The organism is Microbacterium sp. LEMMJ01, from assembly GCF_002114135.1.
Classification (GTDB): Bacteria; Actinomycetota; Actinomycetes; order Actinomycetales; family Microbacteriaceae; genus Microbacterium.
On sequence record NZ_NCTV01000035.1, the window covers coordinates 168089 to 192156 of the forward strand.

At 71.6% G+C, this 24068-nt stretch carries 22 protein-coding genes, 1 tRNA gene and 2 pseudogenes; 11 read left to right on the forward strand and 14 right to left on the reverse strand.

What is annotated here, in order from left to right; all coding sequences use genetic code 11:
- Nucleotide 1: 1 nt before the first annotated feature.
- The gene (locus tag B7W94_RS14090) at nucleotides 2-1150 is read right to left on the reverse strand and encodes a zinc-dependent alcohol dehydrogenase (protein ID WP_085607252.1); all 1149 of its coding nucleotides are present in this window, start codon (nucleotides 1148-1150) and stop codon (nucleotides 2-4) included.
- A 102-nt stretch (nucleotides 1151-1252) separates the two neighbouring features.
- Here B7W94_RS14090 and B7W94_RS18585 point away from each other — a divergent pair.
- Nucleotides 1253-1543, forward strand: a pseudogene (locus B7W94_RS18585) (DUF7882 family protein); the annotation flags it as partial.
- 22 nt (nucleotides 1544-1565) lie between these two features.
- On the opposite strand, the gene nhaA reads toward B7W94_RS18585, so the two are convergent.
- The 4 genes from nhaA to B7W94_RS14110 form a co-directional block, all read right to left on the reverse strand.
- The gene (nhaA, locus tag B7W94_RS14100) at nucleotides 1566-2843 is read right to left on the reverse strand and encodes a Na+/H+ antiporter NhaA (RefSeq protein ID WP_085607254.1); all 1278 of its coding nucleotides are present in this window, start codon (nucleotides 2841-2843) and stop codon (nucleotides 1566-1568) included.
- Between the two features lie 61 nt (nucleotides 2844-2904).
- Nucleotides 2905-3078, reverse strand: a complete 174-nt coding sequence (locus B7W94_RS18145; protein ID WP_172400128.1) for a hypothetical protein — start codon at nucleotides 3076-3078, stop codon at nucleotides 2905-2907.
- 97 nt (nucleotides 3079-3175) lie between these two features.
- Nucleotides 3176-3248: transfer RNA gene (locus tag B7W94_RS14105), tRNA-Arg, on the reverse strand.
- 16 nt (nucleotides 3249-3264) lie between these two features.
- Nucleotides 3265-4074 carry an SGNH/GDSL hydrolase family protein gene (locus B7W94_RS14110; RefSeq protein WP_085607404.1) on the reverse strand — a complete coding sequence of 270 codons (810 nt, stop codon included), beginning with the start codon at nucleotides 4072-4074 and terminating at the stop codon, nucleotides 3265-3267.
- A 93-nt stretch (nucleotides 4075-4167) separates the two neighbouring features.
- Between B7W94_RS14110 and argS the strand changes: the two genes are divergently transcribed.
- Entirely contained in the window at nucleotides 4168-5832 is a 1665-nt protein-coding gene (argS, locus tag B7W94_RS14115) for an arginine--tRNA ligase (RefSeq protein ID WP_085607256.1), read from the forward strand.
- 8 nt (nucleotides 5833-5840) lie between these two features.
- Nucleotides 5841-6689 (forward strand): LmeA family phospholipid-binding protein, encoded by an 849-nt coding sequence (locus B7W94_RS14120; protein ID WP_085607258.1) that lies wholly within the window; start codon nucleotides 5841-5843, stop codon nucleotides 6687-6689.
- A 12-nt stretch (nucleotides 6690-6701) separates the two neighbouring features.
- Here the strand turns inward: B7W94_RS14120 and B7W94_RS14125 are convergent, their stop codons facing one another.
- The 4 genes from B7W94_RS14125 to B7W94_RS14140 are packed head-to-tail and all read right to left on the reverse strand — an operon-like array spanning nucleotide 6702 to nucleotide 10027.
- Nucleotides 6702-7436 (reverse strand): alpha/beta fold hydrolase, encoded by a 735-nt coding sequence (locus B7W94_RS14125; protein ID WP_025103127.1) that lies wholly within the window; start codon nucleotides 7434-7436, stop codon nucleotides 6702-6704.
- A gap of 1 nt (nucleotide 7437) precedes the next feature.
- Entirely contained in the window at nucleotides 7438-8019 is a 582-nt protein-coding gene (locus tag B7W94_RS14130; protein ID WP_025103128.1) for a TetR/AcrR family transcriptional regulator, read from the reverse strand.
- Nucleotides 8012-8902, reverse strand: coding sequence for an alpha/beta fold hydrolase (locus B7W94_RS14135; RefSeq protein ID WP_085607260.1), 891 nt, complete (start codon nucleotides 8900-8902; stop codon nucleotides 8012-8014). The genes B7W94_RS14130 and B7W94_RS14135 overlap by 8 nt, the downstream gene beginning before the upstream one ends.
- 51 nt (nucleotides 8903-8953) lie before the next feature.
- Nucleotides 8954-10027 (reverse strand): YihY/virulence factor BrkB family protein, encoded by a 1074-nt coding sequence (locus tag B7W94_RS14140; protein ID WP_172400129.1) that lies wholly within the window; start codon nucleotides 10025-10027, stop codon nucleotides 8954-8956.
- Between the two features lie 146 nt (nucleotides 10028-10173).
- On the opposite strand from B7W94_RS14140, the gene lysA reads away from it, so the two are divergent.
- From lysA to prfA, 5 genes are all read left to right on the forward strand, one after another.
- Complete coding sequence (gene lysA, locus B7W94_RS14145; protein WP_231729430.1) at nucleotides 10174-11592, forward strand: diaminopimelate decarboxylase; 1419 nt, start codon at nucleotides 10174-10176, stop codon at nucleotides 11590-11592.
- A gap of 21 nt (nucleotides 11593-11613) precedes the next feature.
- Nucleotides 11614-12918 carry a homoserine dehydrogenase gene (locus tag B7W94_RS14150; protein ID WP_025103132.1) on the forward strand — a complete coding sequence of 435 codons (1305 nt, stop codon included), beginning with the start codon at nucleotides 11614-11616 and terminating at the stop codon, nucleotides 12916-12918.
- A gap of 5 nt (nucleotides 12919-12923) precedes the next feature.
- A complete protein-coding gene (gene thrB, locus B7W94_RS14155; RefSeq protein ID WP_231729613.1) occupies nucleotides 12924-13889 on the forward strand; it encodes a homoserine kinase in 966 nt (321 codons plus the stop codon).
- A 143-nt stretch (nucleotides 13890-14032) separates the two neighbouring features.
- Nucleotides 14033-16006, forward strand: a complete 1974-nt coding sequence (gene rho, locus B7W94_RS14160; RefSeq protein ID WP_126893919.1) for a transcription termination factor Rho — start codon at nucleotides 14033-14035, stop codon at nucleotides 16004-16006.
- 8 nt (nucleotides 16007-16014) lie between these two features.
- Nucleotides 16015-17094: a peptide chain release factor 1 gene (gene prfA, locus B7W94_RS14165; protein WP_025103135.1), complete on the forward strand. Its 1080-nt coding sequence runs from the start codon at nucleotides 16015-16017 to the stop codon at nucleotides 17092-17094.
- 18 nt (nucleotides 17095-17112) lie between these two features.
- Here prfA and B7W94_RS14170 read toward each other — a convergent pair whose 3' ends face one another.
- From B7W94_RS14170 to B7W94_RS18410, 3 genes and pseudogenes are all read right to left on the reverse strand, one after another.
- A complete protein-coding gene (locus B7W94_RS14170) occupies nucleotides 17113-17766 on the reverse strand; it encodes a response regulator (RefSeq protein WP_025103136.1) in 654 nt (217 codons plus the stop codon).
- A complete protein-coding gene (locus B7W94_RS18405; protein WP_253247448.1) occupies nucleotides 17763-18581 on the reverse strand; it encodes a sensor histidine kinase in 819 nt (272 codons plus the stop codon). Before B7W94_RS18405 ends, B7W94_RS14170 begins: the two co-directional genes overlap by 4 nt.
- 355 nt (nucleotides 18582-18936) lie before the next feature.
- Nucleotides 18937-19407 (reverse strand): annotated as a pseudogene (locus tag B7W94_RS18410) (sensor histidine kinase); the annotation flags it as partial.
- A 147-nt stretch (nucleotides 19408-19554) separates the two neighbouring features.
- Between B7W94_RS18410 and B7W94_RS14180 the strand changes: the two are divergent.
- Together B7W94_RS14180 and B7W94_RS14185 are read left to right on the forward strand one after the other, a co-directional pair.
- A complete protein-coding gene (locus tag B7W94_RS14180) occupies nucleotides 19555-21102 on the forward strand; it encodes a CitMHS family transporter (protein ID WP_025103138.1) in 1548 nt (515 codons plus the stop codon).
- A gap of 31 nt (nucleotides 21103-21133) precedes the next feature.
- A complete protein-coding gene (locus B7W94_RS14185) occupies nucleotides 21134-21568 on the forward strand; it encodes a phage holin family protein (RefSeq protein WP_025103139.1) in 435 nt (144 codons plus the stop codon).
- On the opposite strand, the gene epsC is transcribed toward B7W94_RS14185, so the two are convergent.
- Both epsC and cysK read right to left on the reverse strand, forming a co-directional pair.
- Entirely contained in the window at nucleotides 21556-22125 is a 570-nt protein-coding gene (gene epsC, locus B7W94_RS14190) for a serine O-acetyltransferase EpsC (protein ID WP_025103140.1), read from the reverse strand. The genes B7W94_RS14185 and epsC overlap by 13 nt on opposite strands.
- A gap of 8 nt (nucleotides 22126-22133) precedes the next feature.
- Nucleotides 22134-23072, reverse strand: coding sequence for a cysteine synthase A (gene cysK / locus B7W94_RS14195; protein WP_025103141.1), 939 nt, complete (start codon nucleotides 23070-23072; stop codon nucleotides 22134-22136).
- Between the two features lie 97 nt (nucleotides 23073-23169).
- Here cysK and prmC point away from each other — a divergent pair, with 97 nt between their 5' ends.
- Entirely contained in the window at nucleotides 23170-24030 is an 861-nt protein-coding gene (gene prmC, locus B7W94_RS14200; protein WP_025103142.1) for a peptide chain release factor N(5)-glutamine methyltransferase, read from the forward strand.
- Nucleotides 24031-24068 lie beyond the last annotated feature (38 nt).

Genomic DNA, 24068 nt, shown 5'->3' on the forward strand with positions numbered 1-24068 from the left:
GTCATTCCTCTCCGACGACGATGAGCGGTTTGATGCAGTCGTCGAGCTTGGACGAGAACACGTGGTAGGCCTCCGCGATGTGCTCCAGCGGGAAGCGATGCGTCAGCAGCTCGGAGGGACGGATGTGCCCTGCCTGGATGTGTTCGAGCAGCCGCGGCCACTGCCTCTTCACGGGAGCCTGGTTGCCGCGCACCGTGAGCCCCTTGTTCATGATGTCGCCGAGGCGCACCGAGGTCACCAGAGGACCGTACGCGCCGAGGATGGACACGGTGCCGCCCTTGCGCGCGCTGTCGATGGCCCAGTTCACCGCGACGGGGGAGCCGCCCTGCAGCTTGAGCTTCGCGGCGGTCACGTGCTGGACGACGCTGCCGTCCGCCTCCGCGCCGACCGCGTCGATCACCACGTCCGCGCCGAGGTAGCCGGTCGCCTTCTTCAGGGCGAGCACGATGTCACCGGCTTCGTGGAGGTGCATCGTCTCGGCGAAGGCGAAGTCCCGTGCCTTCTCGAGCCGGTAGTCGAGGTGGTCGACGACGATGACCCGTCCGGCGCCGAGGAACCAGGCCGAGCGGGCGGCGGCCAGGCCGACGGGCCCGGCGCCGAACACGACCACCGTGTCCCCTTCGGCGATGTCGGCCTGCTGCGCGCCGAAGTAGCCGGTGGAGAACGCGTCCGTGAGCAGCAGCGCGTCTTCGGAGGTGAGCCACTCCGGGATCACCGACGGGCCGACATCGGCGAACGGCACGCGCACGCGCTCCGCCTGCCCGCCGTCGTACCCGCCCGTCGTGTGCGAGTAGCCGTAGATCCCCCCGACCGCTGTCGCGTTGGGGTTCACGTTGTGGCAGTTCGAGAAGAGACCGCGGCGGCAGAAGTAGCACGAGCCGCAGTAGATGTTGAAAGGCACCATCACCCGGTCGCCCGGGCGCAGCGTCTCCACGGAGGAGCCGACCTCCTCGACCACCCCGACGATCTCGTGACCGAAGGTGTGCCCGATACGGGTGTCGGGCATCATGCCGTGGAAGAGGTGGAGATCCGACCCGCACACGGCGGCTCTCGTGACCCGCACGATCGCGTCGTTGGGGTGTTGGATCGTCGGATCGGGTTTCTCCTCGACGCGGATCTTGTACGGTCCGCGGTAGGTCATCGCCTTCATCGGGTGCTCCTTCGCTACGTGGAGTGACCGACGCTAGGCACCGCCTCGGGGATGACTCAGGGCATTGACGGATGAGACGGGGAGGCGTACGAACGATGCGAACTCGAGGACCGCGCGCTCCTGCACATCCAGCTCGTCATCACCGCGAAGCTGCGTCGAGGGGAGCCGTTCGCGTTCAGCTGGCGGGAGGATGCCAGCGTCGGCGGCGGGAAGAACACCGTCTGGATCCACGCCTACAGCAGCATCGTCTTCCAGTACTTCGGCAGCAGGAGACCCGAGGTGAATCGCGCGTGGGTCGACGCGCTCGCCTACACGGCCAACAGCCCCACCGGGCTCTACCTGGTACCGGAACCGCCGGGCAGCGCGACGGCCGGAAACCTCGAGATCGCCTGAGGCCGGCCGTCGCGCCGGGGCATCAGCCGGCCGAGGCGGCCCCGCGCGCGCGCCGGCTTCGTGCTGCGAGCACGAGTCCGCCGAGGACCGCGGCGAGGAGGGAGCCGACGAGCACGCCGATCTTCACGTGATCGTCCGCGACGCTGCTGCTGCCGTACGCGAGCTCGCCCACCAGCAGCGAGACCGTGAACCCGATGCCCGCGAGCAGGGACATGCCCGCGAGATCCGGCCAGCGCAGCGACTCATCGAGGCGCAGGGCCGGCATGCGGCTCAACAGGAAGGTCGTGAGCAGGATGCCGACGGGCTTACCGAGCACGAGCCCCACGATGATACCGATCGTGATGGGGTCGGTCAGCGCCGAGACGAGGCCGTCCACGCCGCCGATCTCGACCCCGGCCGCGAAGAAGGCGAACACCGGCACGGCGACGAGGGTCGCCACGATGCCCCAGCGATCCGCGAAGTGCGCGGCGAGACCGTCGTAGACCGGGGCGCCGTCGGCGTCCGTCCCGGTCCGCACCCGCGCGCGCTCCGTCGGACGCACCGGCACCATGAAGCCGAGCAGCACCCCCGCGACCGTCGCGTGCACCCCGGACGCATGTACGAACGCCCAGACGGCCAGGGCGAGGGGAAGCAGGATCCACCAGGACCGGATGCCGTTCTGCACAGCGAGTGCGAACCCCGCGAGGGGGAGGAGCGCCAGGATCAGCCAGGGGAAGCTGATGGTCTCGGTGTAGAAGGTGGCGATGATCGTGATGGCGATGAGGTCGTCGATGATCGCGAGGGTCAGCAGGAACACCCGCAGGGCGGGCGGCAGGAAGCGGCCGACGACGGCGAGCACCGCGATCGCGAACGCGATGTCCGTGGCCGTGGGGATCGCCCATCCGCGGAGGACCTCGGCGCCCGACGCGGCGTTGATCGCGACGAAGAAGAGGGCGGGGACGATGACGCCGCCCACCGCGGCGGCGATCGGAAGCGCGGCCCGGCGCGGGTCGCGCAGCCGCCCGGCGACGAACTCCTCCTTCAGCTCCAGTCCGACGACGAAGAAGAACACGGCGAGCAGGCCGTCGGCGGCCCAGGCGCCCACGCTGAGCTCGAGGTGCCACTCCGGGACCCCGAGACGGAAGTCCCTGACGGCCTCGTACCAGGGGGCGGCGGGGGAGTTGGCGAGGATCAGGGCGGCGAGCGTGGCGGTCAGCAGCAGACCGCCGCCGAGCACGTCGCTCCGGGCGGTGGAACGGATGCCGCGCCAGAGCTCATGCGGCGCGAGACGGAAACGGGCAGGGGACGACGAAGAAGACACAGGGATACCTCACGGCAGATGGATGGGTGACGCGATGGCGCCGCACCCGTCCGGGCGCGGCCTATCCCTGTGGCGGCGGGCAGCCCGCGATCTCGCCGTGCGAGAGGGTGCCCCAGACGCTCGTCCACCCGTTGGTGCCGGGGTGCAGGACCACGCGCATCCACTCCGTCATCGGCGTCGCGGACGACAGACGGCGCGGAGCGCGCGTCGAACCGGCGATGTGGAGGGAGGGCACGGATCCAGGCTACCGGTCCGGGCGGCGGGCCCGCTGAGCAACCTCCGGGGGAACGAGAAGAGGGACCGTCCGTCTGGACGATCCCTCTTGCTGTACGTGCCCCCGACAGGAGTCGAACCTGCGACCTACGGTACCGGAAACCGGCGCTCTATCCACTGAGCTACGGAGGCGTACCGATCGACAATATCACTCGTCGGGGGTGGTCTCCGACCCACCGGCCTCCGTGACCGGCGCGGCGCGCAGTTCGTCGAGCGCCGCCGCGAGCTTTTCGGCGAGATAGCGGTGGCCGTCGGTGGACGGATGCTTGCGTCCGACCTCCACGTCGATGACGGAGAGATAGTTGTCCTCGGTGATCCATTCGCGCGCGACGGGGGAGATGTACCACCAGCCGCGGGCCGAGGCGAGAGCCGCGAGATCCCGGTCGATCCGTGCCGTCTGCGCGCCGACCGGAAGCTCGTGCGGCGCGGGGCCGAGCACGACGATCGCCGCCTCCGGGTACAGCGCCGTCAGCGCGTCCCACGCGCCGGTCACCGCCTCGCGGTAGCCGGCAGCGCCCTGTGCCCGGTCGTTGATGGAGCCCTGGATGATGACGAGGTCCGGGTCGAGACTCGGGTCCAGCGCCGCGATGCGCTCGCCGAAGGTGGGGCCGTCGATGCCGGGCTTGAGGTAGCCGCTGCCGCGCACGCCGTCCACGATGGTCGTGCCGTGCAGCAGGTCGGCGAGCACGTACGCGTAGCCGAGGGTGGGGTCGGACGCGGCAGAGCCGTAGGTCCACGAATCGCCGAAGACGAGGACGGTCGGCTCGTCGGGGAGCGCGAGCGGTGCGGGAGCGATCACCGCGGCGGACTCGTCTCCGGCCGCAGCGCCGACCGGGAGGGACGACGGCGCCGGGACCCACGGTCGCCAGACCCCGATCACGCCCGCGGCGACGGCGACGAGGAGGGCGGCGGCGACGCCCGCGATGCGCCGTCGACGAGGGGCGGCGGGGGCGTTCATGGTGTGAGAGTAGATCACGGAGGACGGATCGCAAACTCGGCGGGACACGGGGCGACGGAACGGGCCTGCGCACCCCCGTAAACTGGGGGGTCTATGAATCCTGAAACGCTCGCCCACGCCCTCCTCGCCGTCCTCGCCCCCATCGCCGAGGAACGACGTCCGGGCGAGCCGTTCGACCTCTCCGCCGCCGACATCGTGCTGGAGCGCCCGCGCAACCGCGATCACGGCGACTGGGCCTCGAACATCGCCATGCGCCTGGCCAAGTCCTTCGGCACGAACCCGCGGGAACTCGCCCAGCAGATCGCCGACGGACTGGCCGATGTGGACGGCATCGCGAGTGTGGAGGTCGCGGGCCCCGGCTTCCTCAACATCCGCCTCGACGCGGCGGCCGCCGGCGCGCTCGCGAAGGTCATCGTCGACGCCGGCCCCGCCTACGGGACGAACTCCTCGCAGGAGGGCGTGAGCGTCAACGTCGAGTTCGTCTCGGCGAACCCCACCGGGCCGCTGCACATCGCGCACACGCGCTGGGCGGCCCTCGGCGACGCGATCGTCCGCCTGCTCCTCGCGAGCGGCGCCCGTGCGGTGCGCGAGTACTACATCAACGACGCGGGCGTGCAGATGGACCGCTTCGCCGCGTCCGTGCTGGCCGCGGCGAAGGGAGAGCCCACGCCGGAGGGCGGCTACCCGGGCGAGTACATCGCGACGCTGGCCGGCCGCGTCCTCGAGGCCCGCCCCGACCTGCTCGACCTCCCGGAGGAGGAGCAGCTCGCCGTCGCCCGCGAGCTCGGCTACGAGTACCAGCTCGCCGAGATCAAGCACTCCCTCGAGCGCTTCAACGTGCCGTTCGACGTGTGGTTCTCCGAGCGCACCCTCCACGCGAAGGACGCCTCCGGTTCCAGCCTGATCGACCAGGCCGTCGACCGTCTGCGCGAGCAGGGCCACGTGTTCGACGAGGACGGCGCCGTCTGGGTGCGCACCACCGACTTCGGCGACGACAAGGACCGCGTGATCCGCCGCTCGAACGGCGAGTACACGTACTTCGCCGCCGATGCCGCCTACTACCTGAACAAGGGCGACCGCGGCTTCCGCGACAAGATCTACCTGCTCGGCGCCGACCACCATGGCTACGTGCACCGTCTCAAGGCGGTCGCGGGAGCGGCGGGCGACGACCCCGCGAAGAACATCCAGGTGCTCATCGGCCAGATGGTCTCGATCAACGGTGCCCGCCTCAGCAAGCGCGCCGGCAACATCATCGAGATGGACGACCTGCTCGACTGGCTCGGCACGGACGCGCTGCGGTACTCGCTGGAGCGCTCGCCCGCCGACTCGCCGCTCGACCTCGACCCGGAGCTGCTGCAGAAGCGCACGAACGACAACCCGGTGTTCTACGTGCAGTACGCACACGCCCGCACCCACAACGTCGCGCGCAACGCCGCCGACTCCGGCATCGACCGCTCGGTCTTCGCCCCGGAGACGCTCACGCACGAGACCGAGGCGGCGCTGCTGGGCGCGCTGCAGGAGTTCCCGCGCATCGTCGCGTTCGCCGCCGAGGTGCGCGAGCCGCACCGCGTCGCGCGCTACCTGGAGGAGCTCGCCGGGCTGTACCACCGCTGGTACGACAACTGCCGGGTGATCCCCCTGAGCGACGCCCCGGTCGAGGACGTGCACCGCACGCGCCTGTGGCTGAACGACGCCGCCGGCCAGGTCTTCCGCAACGGGCTCGACCTGCTCGGCGTCTCCGCGCCCGAGCGCATGTAGGGAGCGCCATGAGCGACGACAACCCGACCCTCCCGTACCCGAAGCCCTCGGACGAGCACCCGACGCTCGTGGTCCCCGACCCGGCGGACGGTCGTGGGCGGAAGAGCGCAGCGCCGCGGCGGCGCCGGTGGCCCTGGGTCGTCCTCATCGTCGTGGTCGTGCTCGCCGCCCTCGTGGTCGCGGCGGAGCTCGTCGCCCGTGCCGTGCTCCCCGGCGTCGTGCGGTCGATGGTGATCGAGCAGCTCGACCTGCCCGCCGACCAGCAGCTCGATGTCGAGACCGAGGGGATCCTGTTGCCGCAGCTGCTCGCCGGCCGCCTCGACACCCTGCGCCTGTCGACCGACGCCGTGACGCTGCAGGGCATCACGGGGGCGGCCGACGTCACCGCGACGGGCGTCCCGCTGCGCGGCGGCGACCTCGATGGCGCCGACGGCACCATCCGCATCGACCAGGAGCAGTTCACCGCTCTGCTCTCGGACACCGACCTGCCCGTCGACACGGTCGAGTTCGCCGCGCCGAACGCGACGCTCGGCGGCTCCTTCGCGGTGCTCGGGACGGCGGTCCCGGTGTCCGTCACGTTCACCCCCGGCGCCGTCGAGGGGGACCTCGAACTCACGCCGGTGGCGGCCAGCGTCGGCGGCGTGGAGGTCGACCTCGACCGCGTCGGGTCGTCGCTCGGCTCCCTCGGCGAGGGGATCACCCAGCCACGACGGGTGTGCGTCGCCGACCAGCTCCCGGCCGGTCTCACGCTGACGGGGGTCGAGATCGTCGGCGACGACGCCGTGATCGACGTCGATGCGGACGGCGCGATCGTCACCGACGAGGCACTCCAGGCGAAGGGCACCTGCGACCGCTGAGCGCACCCCGGTTCACCCGGGCAGGCGCTCCTGCAGGCGCGCGGCGAGTTCCGCCGGCCGTTGCAGGGGGATGCCGTGACCGCAACCACGGAGGACCTCGAGGGTGCTGCGGGGATGGACACGGTTCAGCAGCGCGGCGGAACGGCGCATGAGCGGCTTCTCGTCGCCTCCGACGAGGACCAGTGCCGAGCCGGGGTGCGTGCTCCACGCGGGCGGCGGCGTGAAACGCAGGTTCTCCTCGACGGCGCGCAGCAGGGTCGTGCGTGAGAGGGCGGCGGAGGTCTCCAGATAGCGGGGGAGCAGTGCGTCCGGGATGAACAGCTCGCGCGCCTGCAGACGGGCGAAGCGCTCGTTCCTGGCGAGTCCGGCGGTGAGGCGGAGCAGCGCCAGAGTGGGCCCGACGGCCCGGATCGGCTCCGCCTGAGCGCTGATGACGACGGCGTCGGCGACGAGGTCCGGGCGTCGTGCCGCCAGCAGGACGGCGAGCTGCGCGCCGAGGGAGAAGCCGACGACCGTGGCCGGTCCGGTCTCCTGCTCCAGCAGGGGGACGAGCGCCGCCACCGTCTCCTCGTGCGACGCGTAGTCCTCGGTCGCGCTGCGGCCGTGACCGGGAAGATCAGGGACGATGACCCGCCGCGCAGGATCGAGGTGCGTGCGCAGCGGCTCCCACATCCAGCCGGCGACGCCGCCGCCGTGCAGGAGCAGAAGCGGTGGTGTCCCCGGGGGACCCGATGTCTCGTGATGCATGTCACTCCGTCTCGAAGCTCGCGGCCATGCGGCCGACCGTGTCGATGGCGCTCTTCAGCGTGCCCCGGTCGAGCGGTCCCAGCGTGCGTGCGGCCGAGAGCAGTCCGAGGGTGGCGCTGGAGAGAGCGAGGGCCAGGGCTTCGGGCTCCACATCCGGCACGATCCGGCCCTGGCGCTGGAGGTCACGGATCCCGGCGACGACCCGTTCGTGACGCGTCCGGTACCGGGAGGTCGGCTGCGCGGCGACGTGGGCGCCGAGCACTCCCGCGTCGTCGAGGAACGCGGCCGTCATGAGCTCGTCGCCGAGCAGCGCCGCCGCCGTGGCGCGGTAGAGGGCGCTGAGCGACGGCTGCGGTCCCGCGGTGCGGGCGACGGCGTCGGCGATCCGCGCGGTGCCGCGCTGGAGCAGGGCATCGAGGATGTCGCGTTTCGCCGCGAACTCCAGGTAGACGGCGCCCTTGCCGATACCGGCCGCGCGCGCGATCGCGGCGACGTTCATCGCGTCGAAGCCCTCGGCCAGGACCATGCGCTCCGCCGCGTCGAGGATGCGTCCCCGACGGTCGGGCACGAGCGGCCTAGGCATCGGAGCCTCGGGCGAACCAGTCGCGCAGGGCGGGGATCACGAGGTCGGGACGGTCCCGTTGCACCCAGTGCCCGGCGCCGGGGGCCACGAGGAGCTGCCCGGCGGGCAGGATCTCCGCGGCCTCCTCGACCCGCCGGAGAGGGACACCGGAGTCGCGGTCGCCGTGCACGAGGAGGACCGGGACGCGGATCTCGGCGAGTCGATCACGGTAGTCGGTGCGGAGTCGCAACGGCCGCACCTGATCCCGCTGCCAGTCGCCGAACGTCGTGAGACCGGAGCCGGTCGCGGCCTCGGCGAGCACCGCGTCGACGAGACCAGGGGTGCGGGCGTCGGGGGAGCGCACGAGATCCTGGAGGCCTCGCGTCATCGCCTTCCGGTCGCGTGCGTAGACGCGTTTCATCGCACCGAGCAGGCCCGAACGCAGGAGCAGGAACGTCGACAGGTGCGAGAGGGGCCCGAAGGTGCCGTCCGTCAGGCGCGGCATCAGGCCGTAACTGCCGAGGAGGGCGGCGGCGTGTGCTCCGTCCGGGCGGTCGAGCAGATGGCCCAGCGCCATCCCCGCGCCCATCGAAAGACCCCCGATGGCATACGCGTGCAGCTCGAGGGCGTCGACGAGGTCGCCGACGTACTGCACCAGGCGCTCCTGGGTCAGCGACGCATCGAGGCGTGGGCTGCGTCCGAAGCCGGGGTGGTCCGGCGCGAGGACGCGGTGTCCGGCCGCCGCCAGCGCCGGCCCGACCTCGCCCCAGGAGAGCTCCGCACTGTCGGCCCCGCCGCCGTGCAGCAGCAGCACGGGTGTCTGCGTCTCGCCGGAGGGGCGCCATTCCAGGACCGACACCGCGGCGCCGGGAACGGTCACGGTGTGCCGTCGTGGTGCGGACATGCGTCCCCTCTCGTTGTGACCATCCTATCGATTCCGGTCACAACGAGGACCTCACTCCGGGGCGGCGGTGCCGTTCTCCTCGGCCGCCGCGCGCTGGGCGTCGCGCAGCTCGGCCGTCGCGATCTTCACGTCGACCTCGGCGCGCTGCAGCCGTCGCTGCACGAACGTCCGCGCACCGAACCGTTCGTGCAGGCGGTCGCCGCGCTCCTCTTCGGCGGTCACGATGTAGGCGCACGCGACGAGGATGACCTGCGTGGACAGCTGGAGCCAGATCAGGAGCGCGAGGAGCGAGGCGAACGACGCGAGGAGGGGGTTGCTCGTCGCTCCGCCCACGAACAGTCCGGAGAGCTGCTGCAGCACGATGAGGCCGAAGGCGCCGAGGAAGGCGCCGCTCCACAGGGAGCGCGCGGCGGGCCGGACGCCGGACAGCAGGAGGAAGGCGCCGACGATCAGGGCCGCATCGAGGATGAAGACCACGAGCAGCGACAGGAGACGGACCGTCCAGGCGAGCAGCGGCGAATCCGACGGCACCCCGAGCAGATCGCCGATCCAGGTCACCCCGAGCTGTCCGATGAAGGTGATCCCGGCGGCGAGCACGAACGCGAGCCCGATGCCGACGGCGAGCAGGAGGTTGCGGACGATGACCCAGATCCACAGGATGTCCGCCTGGATCGTGCCGGCGATGGTCCGGATGGCCGTGCGGAGCGAGCCGATGGCGCCGAGAGCGGCACCGACCAGCGCGACGAGGGAGATGATGCCGGCGATCGAGAACGAGGCCGGAGTCCGGAGGTCGTTCGTATTGATGACACCGCCCTCGCCGATGAGCCCGGGGACCGCGGATTGCACGGCGTCGATGATCGCGCGCCAGGCCTCCGGGTTGCCGGACAGCCAGAGGGCCGCGAGGGAGAAGCCGAGGAGCACGCCCGCGAAGACGCTGAACAGGGCCCGGTAGGTCACGCTGTCGGCGAGCATCGGGCCACGGCGCTCGGAGTACAGCAGCACGGCCCTGACCGGGCGCCGGGCGAGGGCCCAGGCGATCACCGGACCCGTGATGCGGGCGACCAGCCCCGGGCGGGCCGGGGCTGCGGAGTGGTTCTCGGAGTCTCGGTTGTCGGTGTCTGCCACGTGCCCACCCTACGAGCCGGGCGGTACCGCTCCCCAGGGGGTTGACGCGGCGTGTCACCGTGACCAGGCAGCGACAGAGGGTGCCCTAGAATCGGGGCAACTCGATGTGCGCCTCCGCCCGAGATCCGTCCCACGATTGGTGTTCCGTGCTCGACTCTGCCGCCACGCTCGCTCCGGACTGGCTCGTCGTCCCCGAAGATCCGAACGATCTCGCGCCGGGTGTCTGGCCGGCTTCGGCCACGCGCGACGACGACGGCAGCCTGGTGCTCGCCGGAGTGCCGGCGCCCGAGCTCGCCCGCACCTACGGCACGCCGCTCCTCGTGCTCGATGAGGACGAGGTGCGGCGCCGCGCCCGGGCCTTCCGCGACGCGTTCGACCGCGCCGCCTCGGCGCACGGCACGACCGCGCAGGTGTACTACGCCGGCAAGGCCTTCCTATGCACGACGGTCGCCCGCTGGGTCGTCGACGAGGGGCTGCGCATCGACGTGTGCACCGGCGGCGAGCTCGAGGTCGCCCTCGCCGCGGGGGTCGCACCGGCCTCGCTGGGCTTCCACGGCAACAACAAGTCGGTCGCCGAGCTGGAGCGCGCTGTCGCTCTCGGCATCGGCACGATCGTCGTCGACAGCGCGATCGAGATCGAGCGCCTCGCCGCCATCACGGCCCGGACGGACACCGTGCAGCGCGTCATGGTCCGGGTCATCAGCGGCGTCCACGCCGAGACCCACGACTTCCTCGCCACGGCCCACGAGGACCAGAAGTTCGGCTTCCCGCTCGCCGAGGCCGAGGTCGCCGTGGCCCGCATCCGCGAGATCCCGGGGCTGGAGTTCGCCGGCCTGCACTGCCACATCGGCTCCCAGATCTTCGGCGTGGCCGGCTTCCGCGAATCCGCGTCGCGCGTGCTCGAACTGCACGCCGCCCTCCTCGAGGACGGCCCGGTGCCGCAGCTAAACCTCGGCGGCGGCTTCGGCATCGCCTACACCCGCGTCGACGACCCCACGCCGATCGACGAGCTGGCCGACGGCATCGTGGCGGCGGTCGCCGAGGGCTGCGCGGCGCGGGGCATCGCGGTGCCCGCGCTCTCGTTCGAGCCCGGGCGCGCGATCGTCGGCACGGCGGGTGTGACCCTCTACGAGGTCGGCACGACGAAGGACGTCACGGTCGCCTCCGGGGCCACGCGGCGGTACGTCAGCGTCGACGGCGGGATGAGCGACAACGCCCGTACGGCTCTCTACGGCGCCAGCTACTCCGCCCGCCTCGCCTCGCGGACGGGGACGGACGAGCCCCAGCTGAGCCGAGTGGTCGGCAAGCACTGCGAGTCCGGCGACATCGTCGTCGACCACGAGTACCTCCCCGGAGACGTGACACCGGGCGATCTGCTGGCCGTCCCGGCGACCGGCGCCTACTGCGCCTCGCTCGCGAGCAACTACAACCACGTCCCGCGGCCGCCGATCGTGGCGGTGCGGGAGGGGCGCTCGCGGGTGATCGTCCGCGGCGAGACCGTCCACGACCTGCTGGCCCGCGACGCGGGCATCGACGGGGCGCACGCCCCCGAGGGAGCACGATGACCCACCCCGAAGGAGCACCCATTGACTGACTACAGACGACTTCGCGTGGCGCTGCTGGGCGCCGGGGCCGTCGGCTCCCAGGTGGCGGCCCTCCTGCTCCGCCACGGCGACGAGCTGGCCGACCGCGCGGGTGCCGCGCTGGACCTGGCCGGAATCGCGGTCCGTGACCTCGACGCGCCCCGCGACGTCGAGCTCCCGAAGGAGCTCTTCACGACCGACGCCGAGTCGCTCATCCTCGGCGCCGACATCGTGATCGAGCTCATCGGCGGCATCGAGCCCGCCCGCACCAACATCCTCCAGGCGATCGGCTCGGGAGCCGACGTGGTCACGGCCAACAAGGCGCTGCTGGCCACCCACGGACCGGAGCTGTTCGAGGCGGCGGATCGCGTCGGCGCCTCGGTGTACTACGAGGCGGCGGCCGCGGGTGCCATCCCGATCATCCGTCCGCTGCGCGACTCGCTCGCGGGCGACCGCGTCGTGCGGATCATGGGCATCGTCAACGGCACCACGAACTACATCCTCGACCGGATGGACACCGAGGGCGCCGACTTCGCCGACGTGCTGGCGGACGCGCAGCGCCTCGGATATGCGGAGGCCGACCCGACCGCGGACGTCGAAGGCTACGACGCCGCGCAGAAGGCCGCGATCCTTGCCAGCCTCGCCTTCCACACCGCGGTGCCGCTGGAGGCGGTGCACCGCGAGGGGATCACCACCATCACGGCGTCGATGATCGAGGAGGCCCGCGCGGCGGGCTTCGTGATCAAGCTGCTCGCCGTCTGCGAGCGCATCGAGGCCGACGGCGCCGAGTCCATCTCGGTGCGGGTCTACCCCGCCCTCGTGCCGGTCGCCCACCCTCTCGCCTCCGTGCACGGTGCCAACAACGCCGTCTTCGTCGAGGCCGAGGCGGCGGGCTCCCTCATGTTCTACGGCGCCGGCGCGGGCGGTATCCAGACGGCCTCGGCCGTGCTCGGCGACGTGGTCTCCGCCGCTCGTCGGCACATCGCCGGCGGCGTCGGCGTGGGCGAGTCCACCCGGGCGAACCTCCCCGTCGTGCCCATCGGCCACGTGACCACGCGCTACCAGATCACCCTCGAGGTCTCCGACGCCCCCGGCGTGCTTGCGACCGTCGCCGGTATCCTCAGCGACGGCGGGGTGTCCGTCGCGACCGTCGTCCAGACCGTCGAGGGGGAGGACGAGCCGACCGCACGCCTCATCATCGGCACGCATCGCGCGACGGAGCAGGCCCTCAGCGACACGGTGGACGTGCTCGCGGGCAGCGACGTCGTCGCCCGCGTGGTGTCCGTCCTCCGGGTGGAAGGCGAGTGACCACCGTGACGGCCACGGCTCCCGCCCCCGAGGAGCACGGTGCGCGTGTGGGTCGCACGGTCGAGGTGACGGTGCCGGCGACGAGCGCCAACCTCGGCCCCGGCTTCGACACGCTCGGCCTGGCGCTCAGCATCTACGACCGGCTCGAGGTGACGGCGCTCCCCGAGGGGCAGCTCGAGATCGAGGTCTCCGGTTCCGGTGCCGAGGACATCCCGCGGGATGCCTCCAACCTCATCGTCCGGACGATCGCCCACGTGTTCGCCGACGCAGGCCGGCCGATGCCCGGTCTGCGCATCGTGGCCGAGAACGCCGTCCCGCACGGCCGAGGCCTCGGGTCCTCCGGCGCGGCCGTCGCTGCCGGTGTGCTCGCGGCGAAGGGGCTGCTGGCGGGAGACGTCGACATCTCCGACACCGATCTGCTGCGCCTGGCGACCGAGCTGGAGGGCCACCCGGACAACGTGGCCCCTGCGCTGTTCGGCGGGCTCACGATCGCGTGGATGGGGGAGCGCGGCCCGCAGCACAAGAAGCTCCTCGTGCACCGCGGCGTCTCCCCGCTCGTCCTCGTCCCGGCGTACACGATGTCCACCTCGCAGGCCCGGTCGCTGCAGCCGCCGCACGTCTCCACGGCCGACGCGGTGTTCAACGTGTCCCGGTCCGCACTGCTCATCGCCGCGCTGATGCAGAGCCCGGAGCTGCTGCTCGACGCGACCGCCGACCGCCTGCACCAGGACTACCGCGCTGGTGCCATGCCGGAGACGCAGCGCCTCGTGCAGGCTCTGCGTGCCGCCGGATTCGCGGCGGTCGTCTCCGGCGCCGGACCCAGCGTGCTCGTGCTCGCCGACGGTCCCGGCAGCCGTCTGGACGCCGTCGAGGTGGCCAATCAGGTGACCGACACCCCGTGGGAGGCGCTCCTGCTCGCCGTCGACGTCCGTGGTGGTACAGTGGGGGATCGAGCGGAGGGCTCCACGTAGCATTCGTGAATCTGGCCCCATTGCATCTCTTGCAAGACCCGCACGCGAACCCCTGAGGCCCAAGTGCCGAGGCTGGCTGACGCCGAGCGTCAGCCCGTGCGATCGTGCGCAGCACCCGTTGTGCGCGTTCACGCTCATTTCCCATGACCTATAAGGGAGTACTCGTGGAGAACCTCTCCGAGACCCAGAACGATCAGGCGGCTCCGACCGCCGATGCCCCCGTCGCCGAGCAGGCGACCGAATCCGCTCCGGCCAAGAAGCGCGCACCGCGTCGGGCGAACACCGCTACGGCTGCGGCCAAGGCGGCCAAGGCCGCGGAGGAGTCCGGCTCGGCGGAGGCCCCTGCGGCTGCCGGCGACTCCGCCGAGGCGGCGGAGGCGGCCCCGAAGGCGAAGGCTCCGCGCCGCACGCGGGCGAAGAAGGCGGACGCCGAGGCTCCGGCCGAGGCCGCACCGGCCGAAGCGGCACCGGCTGCCGAGACCACCGAGGCGCCCGCCGAGGCCCCCAAGTCCGCCCGCGGCCGTCGCACGAAGAAGGCGGATGCCGAGGCCTCGGAGGCGAAGACCGAGAAGGCCGAGGCCGCACCGGCCGACAGCGCGGCGGAGACCGCCGACGCGGGCACCGCCCAGGGCGGCCGCGCCAAGAACGACGCGGCGAAGAGCGAGTCGAAGAACGACGGCGCTGCCGCGAAGAACGAGGCCGAGGCGGACGCTCCCTCGAAGGACTCGTCCGGCGAGGCCGACAACGGCGAGGAGCAGGGCGGTCGGGGCCGCAGCCGCAACCGCAACCGCAACCGTGGCCGTGGCCAGGGCGGCGGTCAGGAGCAGGCGCAGAACGCGCCGGCCGACGACGACCAGTCGGGTAACGGCAACGGCCGCAACCGTCAGCGCAACAAGCGTCGCAGCGGCGGCCAGGTCGACGAGTTCGAGACGGAGATCACCGAGGACGACGTCCTCATCCCGATCGCCGGCATCCTCGACGTGCTCGACAACTACGCCTTCGTGCGCACCACCGGTTACCTGGCCGGCCCGAGCGACGTCTACGTCTCGCTCGGCCAGGTCAAGAAGTACAACCTCCGCAAGGGCGACGCCGTCGTCGGCTCCATCAAGCAGCCGCGCGAGGGCGAGCAGCAGGGTCGGCAGAAGTACAACGCCCTGGTCAAGGTCGACTCGATCAACGGCCTCTCGGTCGACGATGCGGCCACCCGCGTGGAGTTCGGCAAGCTCACCCCGCTCTACCCGCAGGAGCGTCTGCGGCTGGAGACGGCTCCGGAGAAGCTCACGCAGCGGATCATCGACCTCGTCGCGCCGATCGGCAAGGGCCAGCGCGGCCTCATCGTCGCACCGCCCAAGGCCGGCAAGACGATCGTCCTGCAGCAGATCGCCAACGCGATCGCGCAGAACAACCCCGAGGTCCACCTCATGGTCGTGCTCGTCGACGAGCGCCCCGAAGAGGTCACCGACATGGAGCGCACCGTGAAGGGCGAGGTCATCGCCTCCACCTTCGACCGCCCCGCGGAGGACCACACGACGGTCGCCGAGCTCGCGATCGAGCGGGCCAAGCGCCTCGTCGAGCTGGGCCGCGACGTGGTCGTGCTGCTCGACTCGATCACCCGCCTCGGGCGCGCGTACAACCTGGCCGCTCCGGCGTCCGGCCGCGTGCTCACCGGCGGCGTCGACGCGTCCGCGCTTTACCCGCCGAAGCGCTTCTTCGGTGCCGCGCGCAACATCGAGAACGGCGGATCCCTCACGATCCTCGCCACCGCGCTCGTCGAGACCGGTTCCAAGATGGACGAGGTCATCTTCGAGGAGTTCAAGGGCACCGGCAACAGCGAGCTGCGGCTGTCGCGTCAGCTGGCCGACAAGCGGATCTTCCCGGCGGTCGACGTCAACGCGTCCAGCACCCGCCGCGAGGAGATGCTGCTCTCGGCCGACGAGGTCAAGATCACCTGGAAGCTGCGCCGTGCTCTCGCCGGCCTCGACCCGCAGCAGGCCCTGGAGGTCGTGCTCGGCAAGCTGAAGGAGACCCACTCCAACGTGGAGTTCCTCGTGCAGATGCAGAAGTCCATCCCGACGCTGCCCTCGGGCGCTCACGGGCACGACAACAACATCCGCTGAGGACCGACGTGTTCGAGTCCGTCCAGACTCTGATCGACGAGCATCGCCGGGTCCAGGAGGAGCTCTCCGACCCGGCGGTGCACGCCGACGCGGCTCGCGCCAAGCGCGTGAACCGTCGGTATGCCGAGCTGTCGCGCATCGTGGCGGCGCATGAGGCGTGGACGGCTGCCGTCGACGATCTCGAGGCGGCGCGGGAACTGGCCCGTGAGGACGAGGCCTTCGCCGCGGAGGTCCCCGCCCTCGAAGAGGGCGTGCAGGCGGCGCAGGAGCGCCTGCGGCGCCTCCTCATCCCGCGCGACCCGGACGACGCCCGCGACGTGATCATGGAGATCAAGGCGGGGGAGGGCGGCGCGGAGTCGGCCCTGTTCGCCGCGGATCTGCTGCGCATGTACGTGCAGTACGCCGCGTCGAAGGGGTGGAAGACCGAGCTGCTCGAGCGCAACGAGTCCGACCTCGGCGGCTACAAGGACGTCCAGGTCGCCATCAAGGGTTCCTCGTCCGACCCCGCACAGGGTGTCTGGGCGCATCTGAAGTATGAGGGCGGCGTGCACCGCGTGCAGCGGGTTCCCGCCACGGAGTCGCAGGGCCGCATCCACACCTCCACGACCGGCGTGCTCGTGTTCCCCGAGGTGGACGAGCCCGAGGAGATCCAGATCGATCAGAACGATCTGAAGATCGACGTGTTCCGCTCGTCGGGCCCCGGCGGACAGTCGGTGAACACCACCGACTCCGCTGTCCGCATCACGCACGTGCCCACCGGGATCGTCGTGTCGATGCAGAACGAGAAGTCGCAGCTGCAGAACCGCGAGGCGGCGATGCGGGTGCTGCGTGCCCGGCTGCTGGCCAAGCAGCAGGAGGAGCTCGATGCGGCCGCCTCGGACGCGCGCAAGTCGCAGATCCGCGGCATGGACCGCTCGGAGCGCATCCGCACCTACAACTTCCCCGAGAACCGGATCGCGGATCACCGCACCGGGTTCAAGGCGTACAACCTCGATCAGGTCATGGACGGCGCGCTCGACCCCATCATCGAGAGCGCCATCGCCGCCGACGAAGAGGCCCGTCTGGCCGCCGTCGGCTCCGAGGGCTGAGCGGCCGCCGCGACGGCGTCAGGTGCGCGCGGCGTACCGGTGCTCGGGACGCCCGGTCGACCCGTAGCGCAAGCGCACCTCGACGATGGTCCGTGTGGCGAGCGCCGCGAGGTGCCGTTGCGCCGTGGCCCGGGAGATGCCGACCCGCTCGGCGACCTCCGCCGCTGAAGCCTCGCCGTCGCCGAGCGCCGCGAGCACGCGCTGCTCGGTGGCCGAGCGCGACAGGGAGACCGGCTCGCCGCCGCCGTGCAGGATCGCCAGCGCGCGGTCCACGTCCTCCTGCGTGACGGGCCGATCACCCGCGAGCAGGTTGCGGTAGCGGGTGTACCGGTCGAGGAGTCCCGTGAGAGCACGTCGGTCGAAAGGCTTCACGAGGTAGCCCACGGCGCCGGCTCGCAGTGCGCGGCGCACGGTGGGCGCGTCGTCCGCGGCGGAGATGAGGATCGCGTCGACCCCGAGCTCGCGGACGAGTCCGATGCCGTCCCCGTCGGGGAGGTAGACGTCGGCGAGCAGGAGGTCGGGGCGTGTCGAGCGCACGAGGTCGCGCGCCTCGGCGCAGGACCGCGCGGTCCCGGTCACGGTGTATCCGGGCTGATCGTCCACGATCGTCCGGTGCAGGTCAGCCACCCGGAAGTCGTCGTCGAGGATGAGCGCGCGCAGCGGTTCGGTCATCGGTCCTCCTTCGGGACACGCGGAGCGGGGTCGACGGCATCCCCGAGCCGGGCGGCGAAGACCGCGCCGTGATCGGGACCGCCGGAGTCGATGATCCAGAGGTCGCCGCCGCTGCGGCGGGCGATCTCCGTCGCGAGCGGCAGTCCCATGCCGTGTCCGTGCACGGAGTCCGCGCTCCCGTCGTCGGCGTGCGGCCGGGGGTCGGACGGGCGGAGCCCCTCGCCGGAGTCGGCCACCGTGACGACGAGCGCGTCACCGTCGCTCAGCACCGAGACCTCCACCCACCGCGGCTCCCGCGCGCCCGCGACGGCGGCCACGACCGCGTTGTCCACGAGGTTGCCGAGCACGCTGGCCACGTCCTCCGCTCGACGGACGGTGCCGATCACCTGGGTGTCCGCCGCGATCCGCAGGGCGACGCCCCGTTCGGCGGCCTCGACGCCCTTGGCTCCGAGGAAGGCGTGCAGGAACGGGTCGCCCACGAGGTCGAGTCCGGTGACGGGGAACGCCACCGGACCGCGGCTCACCAGTTCGTCGAGGAACGCCCTGGCGTCGTCGACGCGACCGGCGTCGATGAGGCCCGCGGCCACATGGAGGCGGTTCGCGAACTCGTGGCGTTGGACACGCAGCGCGGAGGTCATCGTCCGGACGGCCTCCAGCCGCTCGGTCAGGGCGATGAGGTCGGTGCGGTCGCGCACGATCAGCACATCGCCGAGCGCGCGCCCGTCGCGTCGCACCGCGCGCGACTCGAGGTACAGCATCCGGTCGCCCACGACGGCCTCCGCGCGGTCGCGAGCCCCGGTGGCGGTGTCGCGCACGACAGGGGGGGAGGGGAAGCGCGTCCACGGTGCGGCCGACCGGATCGTGGAGCCCGAGAAGCCGGTCCGCCGCGGCATTGCTCACGCGCACGACGCCGTCCTGATCGACCGCGAGCACGCCGTCGCCGACGCCGTCGAGCACCGCCGTCTGATTCTGCACGAGGGCGACCAGCTCCTCGGGCTGCACGCCGATGGTCAACCGTTCCCAGCGCCGGCGCAGGAGGAGGAAGGTCAGGAGGGCGAGGGCGAGCGCGCCGGCGGCGGTCAGACCGAGAGCGGCGAGCAGCGGCGGCAGGTCGTCGAAGACGCCGTTGCGCTCGAACCCGACGCTGATCTCGCCGACCGGCGTGCCGGAGTCGTCGCGCACCGGCACCTTCGCGCGGGCGGACTCGCCGAGCGTGCCGGTCTGCCAGTCGACCACCTCGCGTCCCGCCAGCACCGCGGCGAACGGGGTGCTCACGACCTCGCCGATCCGCGAGGGCAGCGGATGGGCGAGTCGGATGCCTTCATCGTCCGTGATGACGACGAACAGGGCCCCGGTGCGGGCCATGACGTCGGTGGCGATCTGCTGCAGGTCTCCGTTGCGCAGCGCCTCCGCGTCCGGCTCGTCGTCCGACGCGGAGATGGCGGCGACCGCCGCCCGCACCTGCGCGTCCTCGGCCAGGGTCCTCGCGATGCCGAGCGCGGTCGACTCCGCCTCGGCGCGCAGCTGCTGGACCGCGAGGGCGAGGTACACGCCCGTGCACAGCGTCACGACGAGGGCGACGGCGGCGAGGTGCAGCAGCAGCGCGCGGGTCGCGAACCGGACCCGTCTCCGCGGGGACATCGACACCTCCTCGACGCGCAATATGCGCAGAAGTCACGGTACGCGCACAAGGCGCGGTTATGCGGCATACCGCGCTCGGCGTCTCCGGATTCCCTAGCCTCGTCAGGATCCGTCAGCGATGACGGAGCGACGACGAAGGAGTCACGCATGTTCCACGCATCGACCGCGCTGATCGCTGCCGCCGAGGAGGAGGCACCGACCTACGACGTGGCCTTCGTGCCGCCGGAGGGTGTGCTCGTCATCCTCGGCTTCACGATGGTCCTCGTGTTCATGACGCTGATCATGACCAAGCGCCTCACCCCGATGGTGGCCCTGATCCTCGTGCCGACCGCCTTCGGGCTCTTCGCGGGAGCAGGGCTCGGGCTCGGCGACATGATCCTCGACTCGATCGGCACCATGGCGCCCACGGCCGCGCTGCTGATGTTCGCGATCATGTTCTTCGGCATCATGATCGACGTCGGCCTCTTCGATCCCCTCATCCGGCTGATCACGCGGGTGCTCGGCGACGACCCCGCGAAGGTGGTGCTCGGGACGGCGATCCTCGCGGGCGCGGTGTCCCTCGACGGCGACGGCTCGACGACCTTCATCATCACGACCTCCGCGATGCTGCCCATCTACCTCCGCCTCGGCATGAGCCCCGTCGTCCTCACCTGTGTCGCCGGCCTCATGAACGGCACGCTCAACATCGTCCCGTGGGGCGGCCCGACCGTGCGCGCCGCGACCGCGCTCGGTGTCCAGCCGACGGAGATCTTCGTGCCGATGCTCCCCGCCCTCGGCGCAGGCATCGTCGTGACGCTCGGCTTCGCCTGGCTCCTCGGGCTGGGGGAGCGGCGGCGTCTGGGGCGGATCGACGCGGACGGCCGGCTCACCGGAGCCGACGGCGGCGTCCTCTCCTCGGTGCCCCGGATCTTCCGCGGCGCCGAGCTCAAGCCGGGCGCTCGTGCCTCGCTGCGCACCGGCAACCTCGTCGTCGTCGCCGGCGGACACGCTCCGGTCGCCGCCGGGAGCGTCGACCCCGCGGACACGGCGATGGCCGACACCATGCTGGATCCCGCCCGCCCGACCCTGCGTCCGCGGCTGATCTGGTTCAACCTCCTCCTGACCGTCGCGGTCATGGTGCTCCTGGTGATCGACATCCTGCCGCTGCCCTACGTGTTCATGGTCGGCGCGGGCATCGCGCTCGTCGTCAACTTCCGCGGCATCAAGGACCAGGCGGCGGAGATCGTCGCGCACGCCCCGAGCATCGTCGGCGTCGTGTCGATGGTCATCGCCGCCGGCGTCCTCGTGGGGGTCCTCTCCGGCACCGGCATGGTCGACGCGATGGCGACGTGGATCACGAACGTGCTGCCGCCCGCACTCGGCCCGTTCCTCGCCCCGATCACGGGCGTGCTGTCCATCCCGTTCACGTTCTTCATGTCGAACGACGCCTTCTACTTCGGGATCCTCCCCGTGCTCGCCCAGAGCGCGGCGAACTTCGGCATCGATCCGGTCGAGATGGCCAGGGCCTCGATCACCGGGCAGCCGGTGCATCTGCAGAGCCCGCTCGTGCCCGCGATCCTGCTGCTCGTCTCCCTCGCCGGGGTGAACCTCGGAGACCACCATCGCAAGGTGCTGTGGCGCGCGGTCATCGTGTCGCTCGTGATGCTGGGGATCGGCATCCTGGTCGGTGCCGTCCCGTTCTTCGTCGCGCAGTGACCGCGCCCCGGTGCCGCGCTAGGCTCGCCCCGTGATCACACTCCTGTATCGCGGCCTGATGTACCTCGTGTCGGCCGGCCTCGGTCTGCTGGCGGCGGACCTCCTCCTCGACGGTTTCCAGATCCAGTGGGACCAGTGGTGGGGGTTCGTCGTGTGCATCGTCGTGTTCGCCGTGCTGCAGAGCGTTCTGTCGCCGTGGGTCAGCAGGCTCGCCGACCGCTATGCGCCCGTGCTCATGGGCGGCATCGGGATCTTCTCCACGCTCATCGCCCTCATGGTCGTCGTGCTGCTTCCCATCGGGGGCCTGCGCATCGTCGACCTGACCGGGTGGCTGCTGGGCGCCGTCATCGTCTGGCTCGTGACGGCGCTCGGCAGCGTGCTGCTGCCGCTCATCTTCCTGCGGCGCCGGATGGAGGGCCGCAGCGGCCGTCGCTCGGGTCGAAGGGCTGCGCGTCAGATGGAGTAGTCCGGGGCGGTCAGCAGCGCCCTGGTGTCCTCACCGGCGGTCCGCTGACGCGGCTTCGCCGGCACACCCACGAGCACGCTGTCGGCGGGGGCGTCCTTGGTGACCACGGCGTTGGCGCCCACCACCGAACGGGCTCCGACCGTGACGGGGCCGAGGATCTTCGCCCCCGCGCCCACGGCCACGCCGTCCTGCAGGGTGGGGTGCCGCTTGCCGACGTCCCTGGTCCGGCCGCCGAGGGTCACACCGTGGTACATCAGCACGTCATCACCGATCTCCGCCGTCTCGCCGATGACGACGCCCATGCCGTGATCGATGAAGAAGCGTCGGCCGATCCGGGCGCCGGGATGGATCTCGACGCCCGTCAGCCACCGGGCGACCTGCGACCCGGTGCGGGCGAGGAGCCGGAGGCGCCGCCGCCACAGCGCGTGCGAGATGCGGTGCGCCCAGATGGCGTGCAGCCCCGGGTAGAGCAGCGCGACCTCGACCGCGGTGCGCGCGGCCGGGTCGCGAAGGCGCGCGGCGGCGATGTCCTCGCGCATTCGCCCGATCATGCCCATCGACGACCTCAGTCCTCGCGCAGATCCTCGAACAGGGCGGTGGAGAGGTACCGCTCGCCGGTGTCCGGGATTATCACGACGATGGTCTTGCCGGCGTTCTCCGGGCGCGCGGCGACGGTCAGCGCGGCCGAGACGGCGGCACCGGAGGACATGCCGACCAGCAGACCCTCCTTCGCCGCGAGCGCGCGGGCCACGCGCAGCGAGTCCTCGAACTCCGCCGTGATGATCTCGTCGAGCACCTCGCGGTCGAGCACGTCGGGCACGAAGTTCGGGCCGATGCCCTGGATCTTGTGCGGTCCGGGGTGCCCTTCGGTCAGGACGGGGGAGTCCTTGGGTTCGACGGCGATGACCTGGACCTCGGGCTTCGCCGCCTTCAGGGCCTGGCCGGTGCCGGTGACCGTGCCGCCCGTGCCCACGCCGGCGATGAAGATGTCGACCGCGCCGTCGGTGTCGCGCAGGATCTCCTGCGCCGTGGTCTCGCGGTGGATCTGCGGGTTCGCCGCGTTCTCGAACTGGCGGATCCAGATGGCGCCCGGGGTCTCGTCGACGATGCGCTTGACCTCCTCGATCGCCCCCTTCATGCCCTTCGTGGGGTCGGTGAGGACGATCTCCGCGCCGAACGCCTTGAGCAGCACGCGGCGCTCCTTCGACATCGAGGCGGGCATCGTGAGGATGACGCGGTAGCCGCGCGCGGCGCCCACCATGGCGAGGGCGATGCCGGTGTTGCCGCTCGTCGACTCCACGATCGTCCCGCCGGGGGCGAGCTCGCCGGCGGCCTCGGCGGCGTTGATCATGGCGATGCCGATGCGGTCCTTCACGCTGGACGCCGGGTTGTAGTACTCGAGCTTCGCGAGCACGGTGGCGCCGAGGCCCTCGGTCACGCGGTTGAGGCGGACGAGCGGGGTGTTCCCGAAAGCGGTGGTGATGTCGGGGTGGATGCCGGACATGGGGGAGCCTTCCTGTGCGGGTGCGCTGCCGATCCAGCCTAGGCGAGCGCGATGGGGGACGGGGCATTGTGACGGTCGCGCACTCTACGCTGGAGCCATGCCCGACCTCTCCCTCGCCGCCGCCGTGCGCGCCGCGGCGCAGCGTCTCGCCGACGCCGGCGTGCCCGACCCCCTCGTCGATGCGGAGCTGCTCGCCGGACACGTCCGCGGACAGCGCAGGGGAGAGGTGCAGGCGGCGGTGATCCGCGGCGACCGGCTCACCGATGACGACGCGGCGGCGCTGGACGCCCTCGTCGACCGCCGCGCGCGCAGGGAGCCGTTGCAGCACCTCACCGGAACTGCGCCGTTCCGGCACCTGGAGCTCGCGGTCGGCCCTGGCGTCTTCGTCCCGCGTCCCGAGACGGAGACGGTGGTGCAGTACGCGATCGACGCTCTCCTGGGTTCGGGGGAGCCGTCACCGATCGGGGTCGACCTCGGCACCGGCAGCGGCGCGATCGCGCTCGCGATGGCCACCGAGGTGCCGCACGCCCGGGTGTACGCCGCTGAGCTCTCTCCGGAGGCGCACGCCTGGGCCCGACGCAACGTCGCGGGCGTCGAGAACCTCACCCTCGTGCTCTCGGACCTGGCAGACGCGTTCCCCGAGCTCGATGGCACCGCGAGCGTCGTCATCTCCAACCCGCCGTACGTGCCGGCGCAGGCGATCCCCCGCGATCCGGAGGTCCGGCTGTTCGATCCGGCGCTGGCCCTCTACGGCGGAGAGGACGGTCTCGACGTCGTCCGCGTCCTCAGCACGCGCGCACTGCGACTGCTCCGGCCCGGGGGGACGCTGGTGATCGAGCACGGTGAGCTGCAGGGCGCTCCGATCCGGGAGCTGCTCGCGGCGGACGGCTGGCGGGCCGCGGCCACCCATCGCGATCTGACGCTGCGCGATCGCGCCACCACCGCCGTGCGTCCCTGATCAGCAGACGTCGAGGTCGTCCCGAACCCGCCCCGCGT

Coding starts and splice junctions, on each gene's coding strand:
- B7W94_RS14180 (WP_025103138.1), top strand. CDS start 19,555: ATGTTCCACGCATCGACCGCGCTGATCGCTGCCGCCGAGGAGGAGGCA.
- B7W94_RS14125 (WP_025103127.1), bottom strand. CDS start 7,436: ATGCATCACGAGACATCGGGTCCCCCGGGGACACCACCGCTTCTGCTC.
- B7W94_RS14170 (WP_025103136.1), bottom strand. CDS start 17,766: ATGACCGAACCGCTGCGCGCGCTCATCCTCGACGACGACTTCCGGGTG.
- B7W94_RS14130 (WP_025103128.1), bottom strand. CDS start 8,019: ATGCCTAGGCCGCTCGTGCCCGACCGTCGGGGACGCATCCTCGACGCG.
- argS (WP_085607256.1), top strand. CDS start 4,168: ATGAATCCTGAAACGCTCGCCCACGCCCTCCTCGCCGTCCTCGCCCCC.
- epsC (WP_025103140.1), bottom strand. CDS start 22,125: ATGGGCATGATCGGGCGAATGCGCGAGGACATCGCCGCCGCGCGCCTT.
- prmC (WP_025103142.1), top strand. CDS start 23,170: ATGCCCGACCTCTCCCTCGCCGCCGCCGTGCGCGCCGCGGCGCAGCGT.
- B7W94_RS14110 (WP_085607404.1), bottom strand. CDS start 4,074: ATGAACGCCCCCGCCGCCCCTCGTCGACGGCGCATCGCGGGCGTCGCC.
- B7W94_RS14120 (WP_085607258.1), top strand. CDS start 5,841: ATGAGCGACGACAACCCGACCCTCCCGTACCCGAAGCCCTCGGACGAG.
- rho (WP_126893919.1), top strand. CDS start 14,033: ATGACCTATAAGGGAGTACTCGTGGAGAACCTCTCCGAGACCCAGAAC.
- B7W94_RS14090 (WP_085607252.1), bottom strand. CDS start 1,150: ATGAAGGCGATGACCTACCGCGGACCGTACAAGATCCGCGTCGAGGAG.
- cysK (WP_025103141.1), bottom strand. CDS start 23,072: ATGTCCGGCATCCACCCCGACATCACCACCGCTTTCGGGAACACCCCG.
- B7W94_RS14135 (WP_085607260.1), bottom strand. CDS start 8,902: ATGTCCGCACCACGACGGCACACCGTGACCGTTCCCGGCGCCGCGGTG.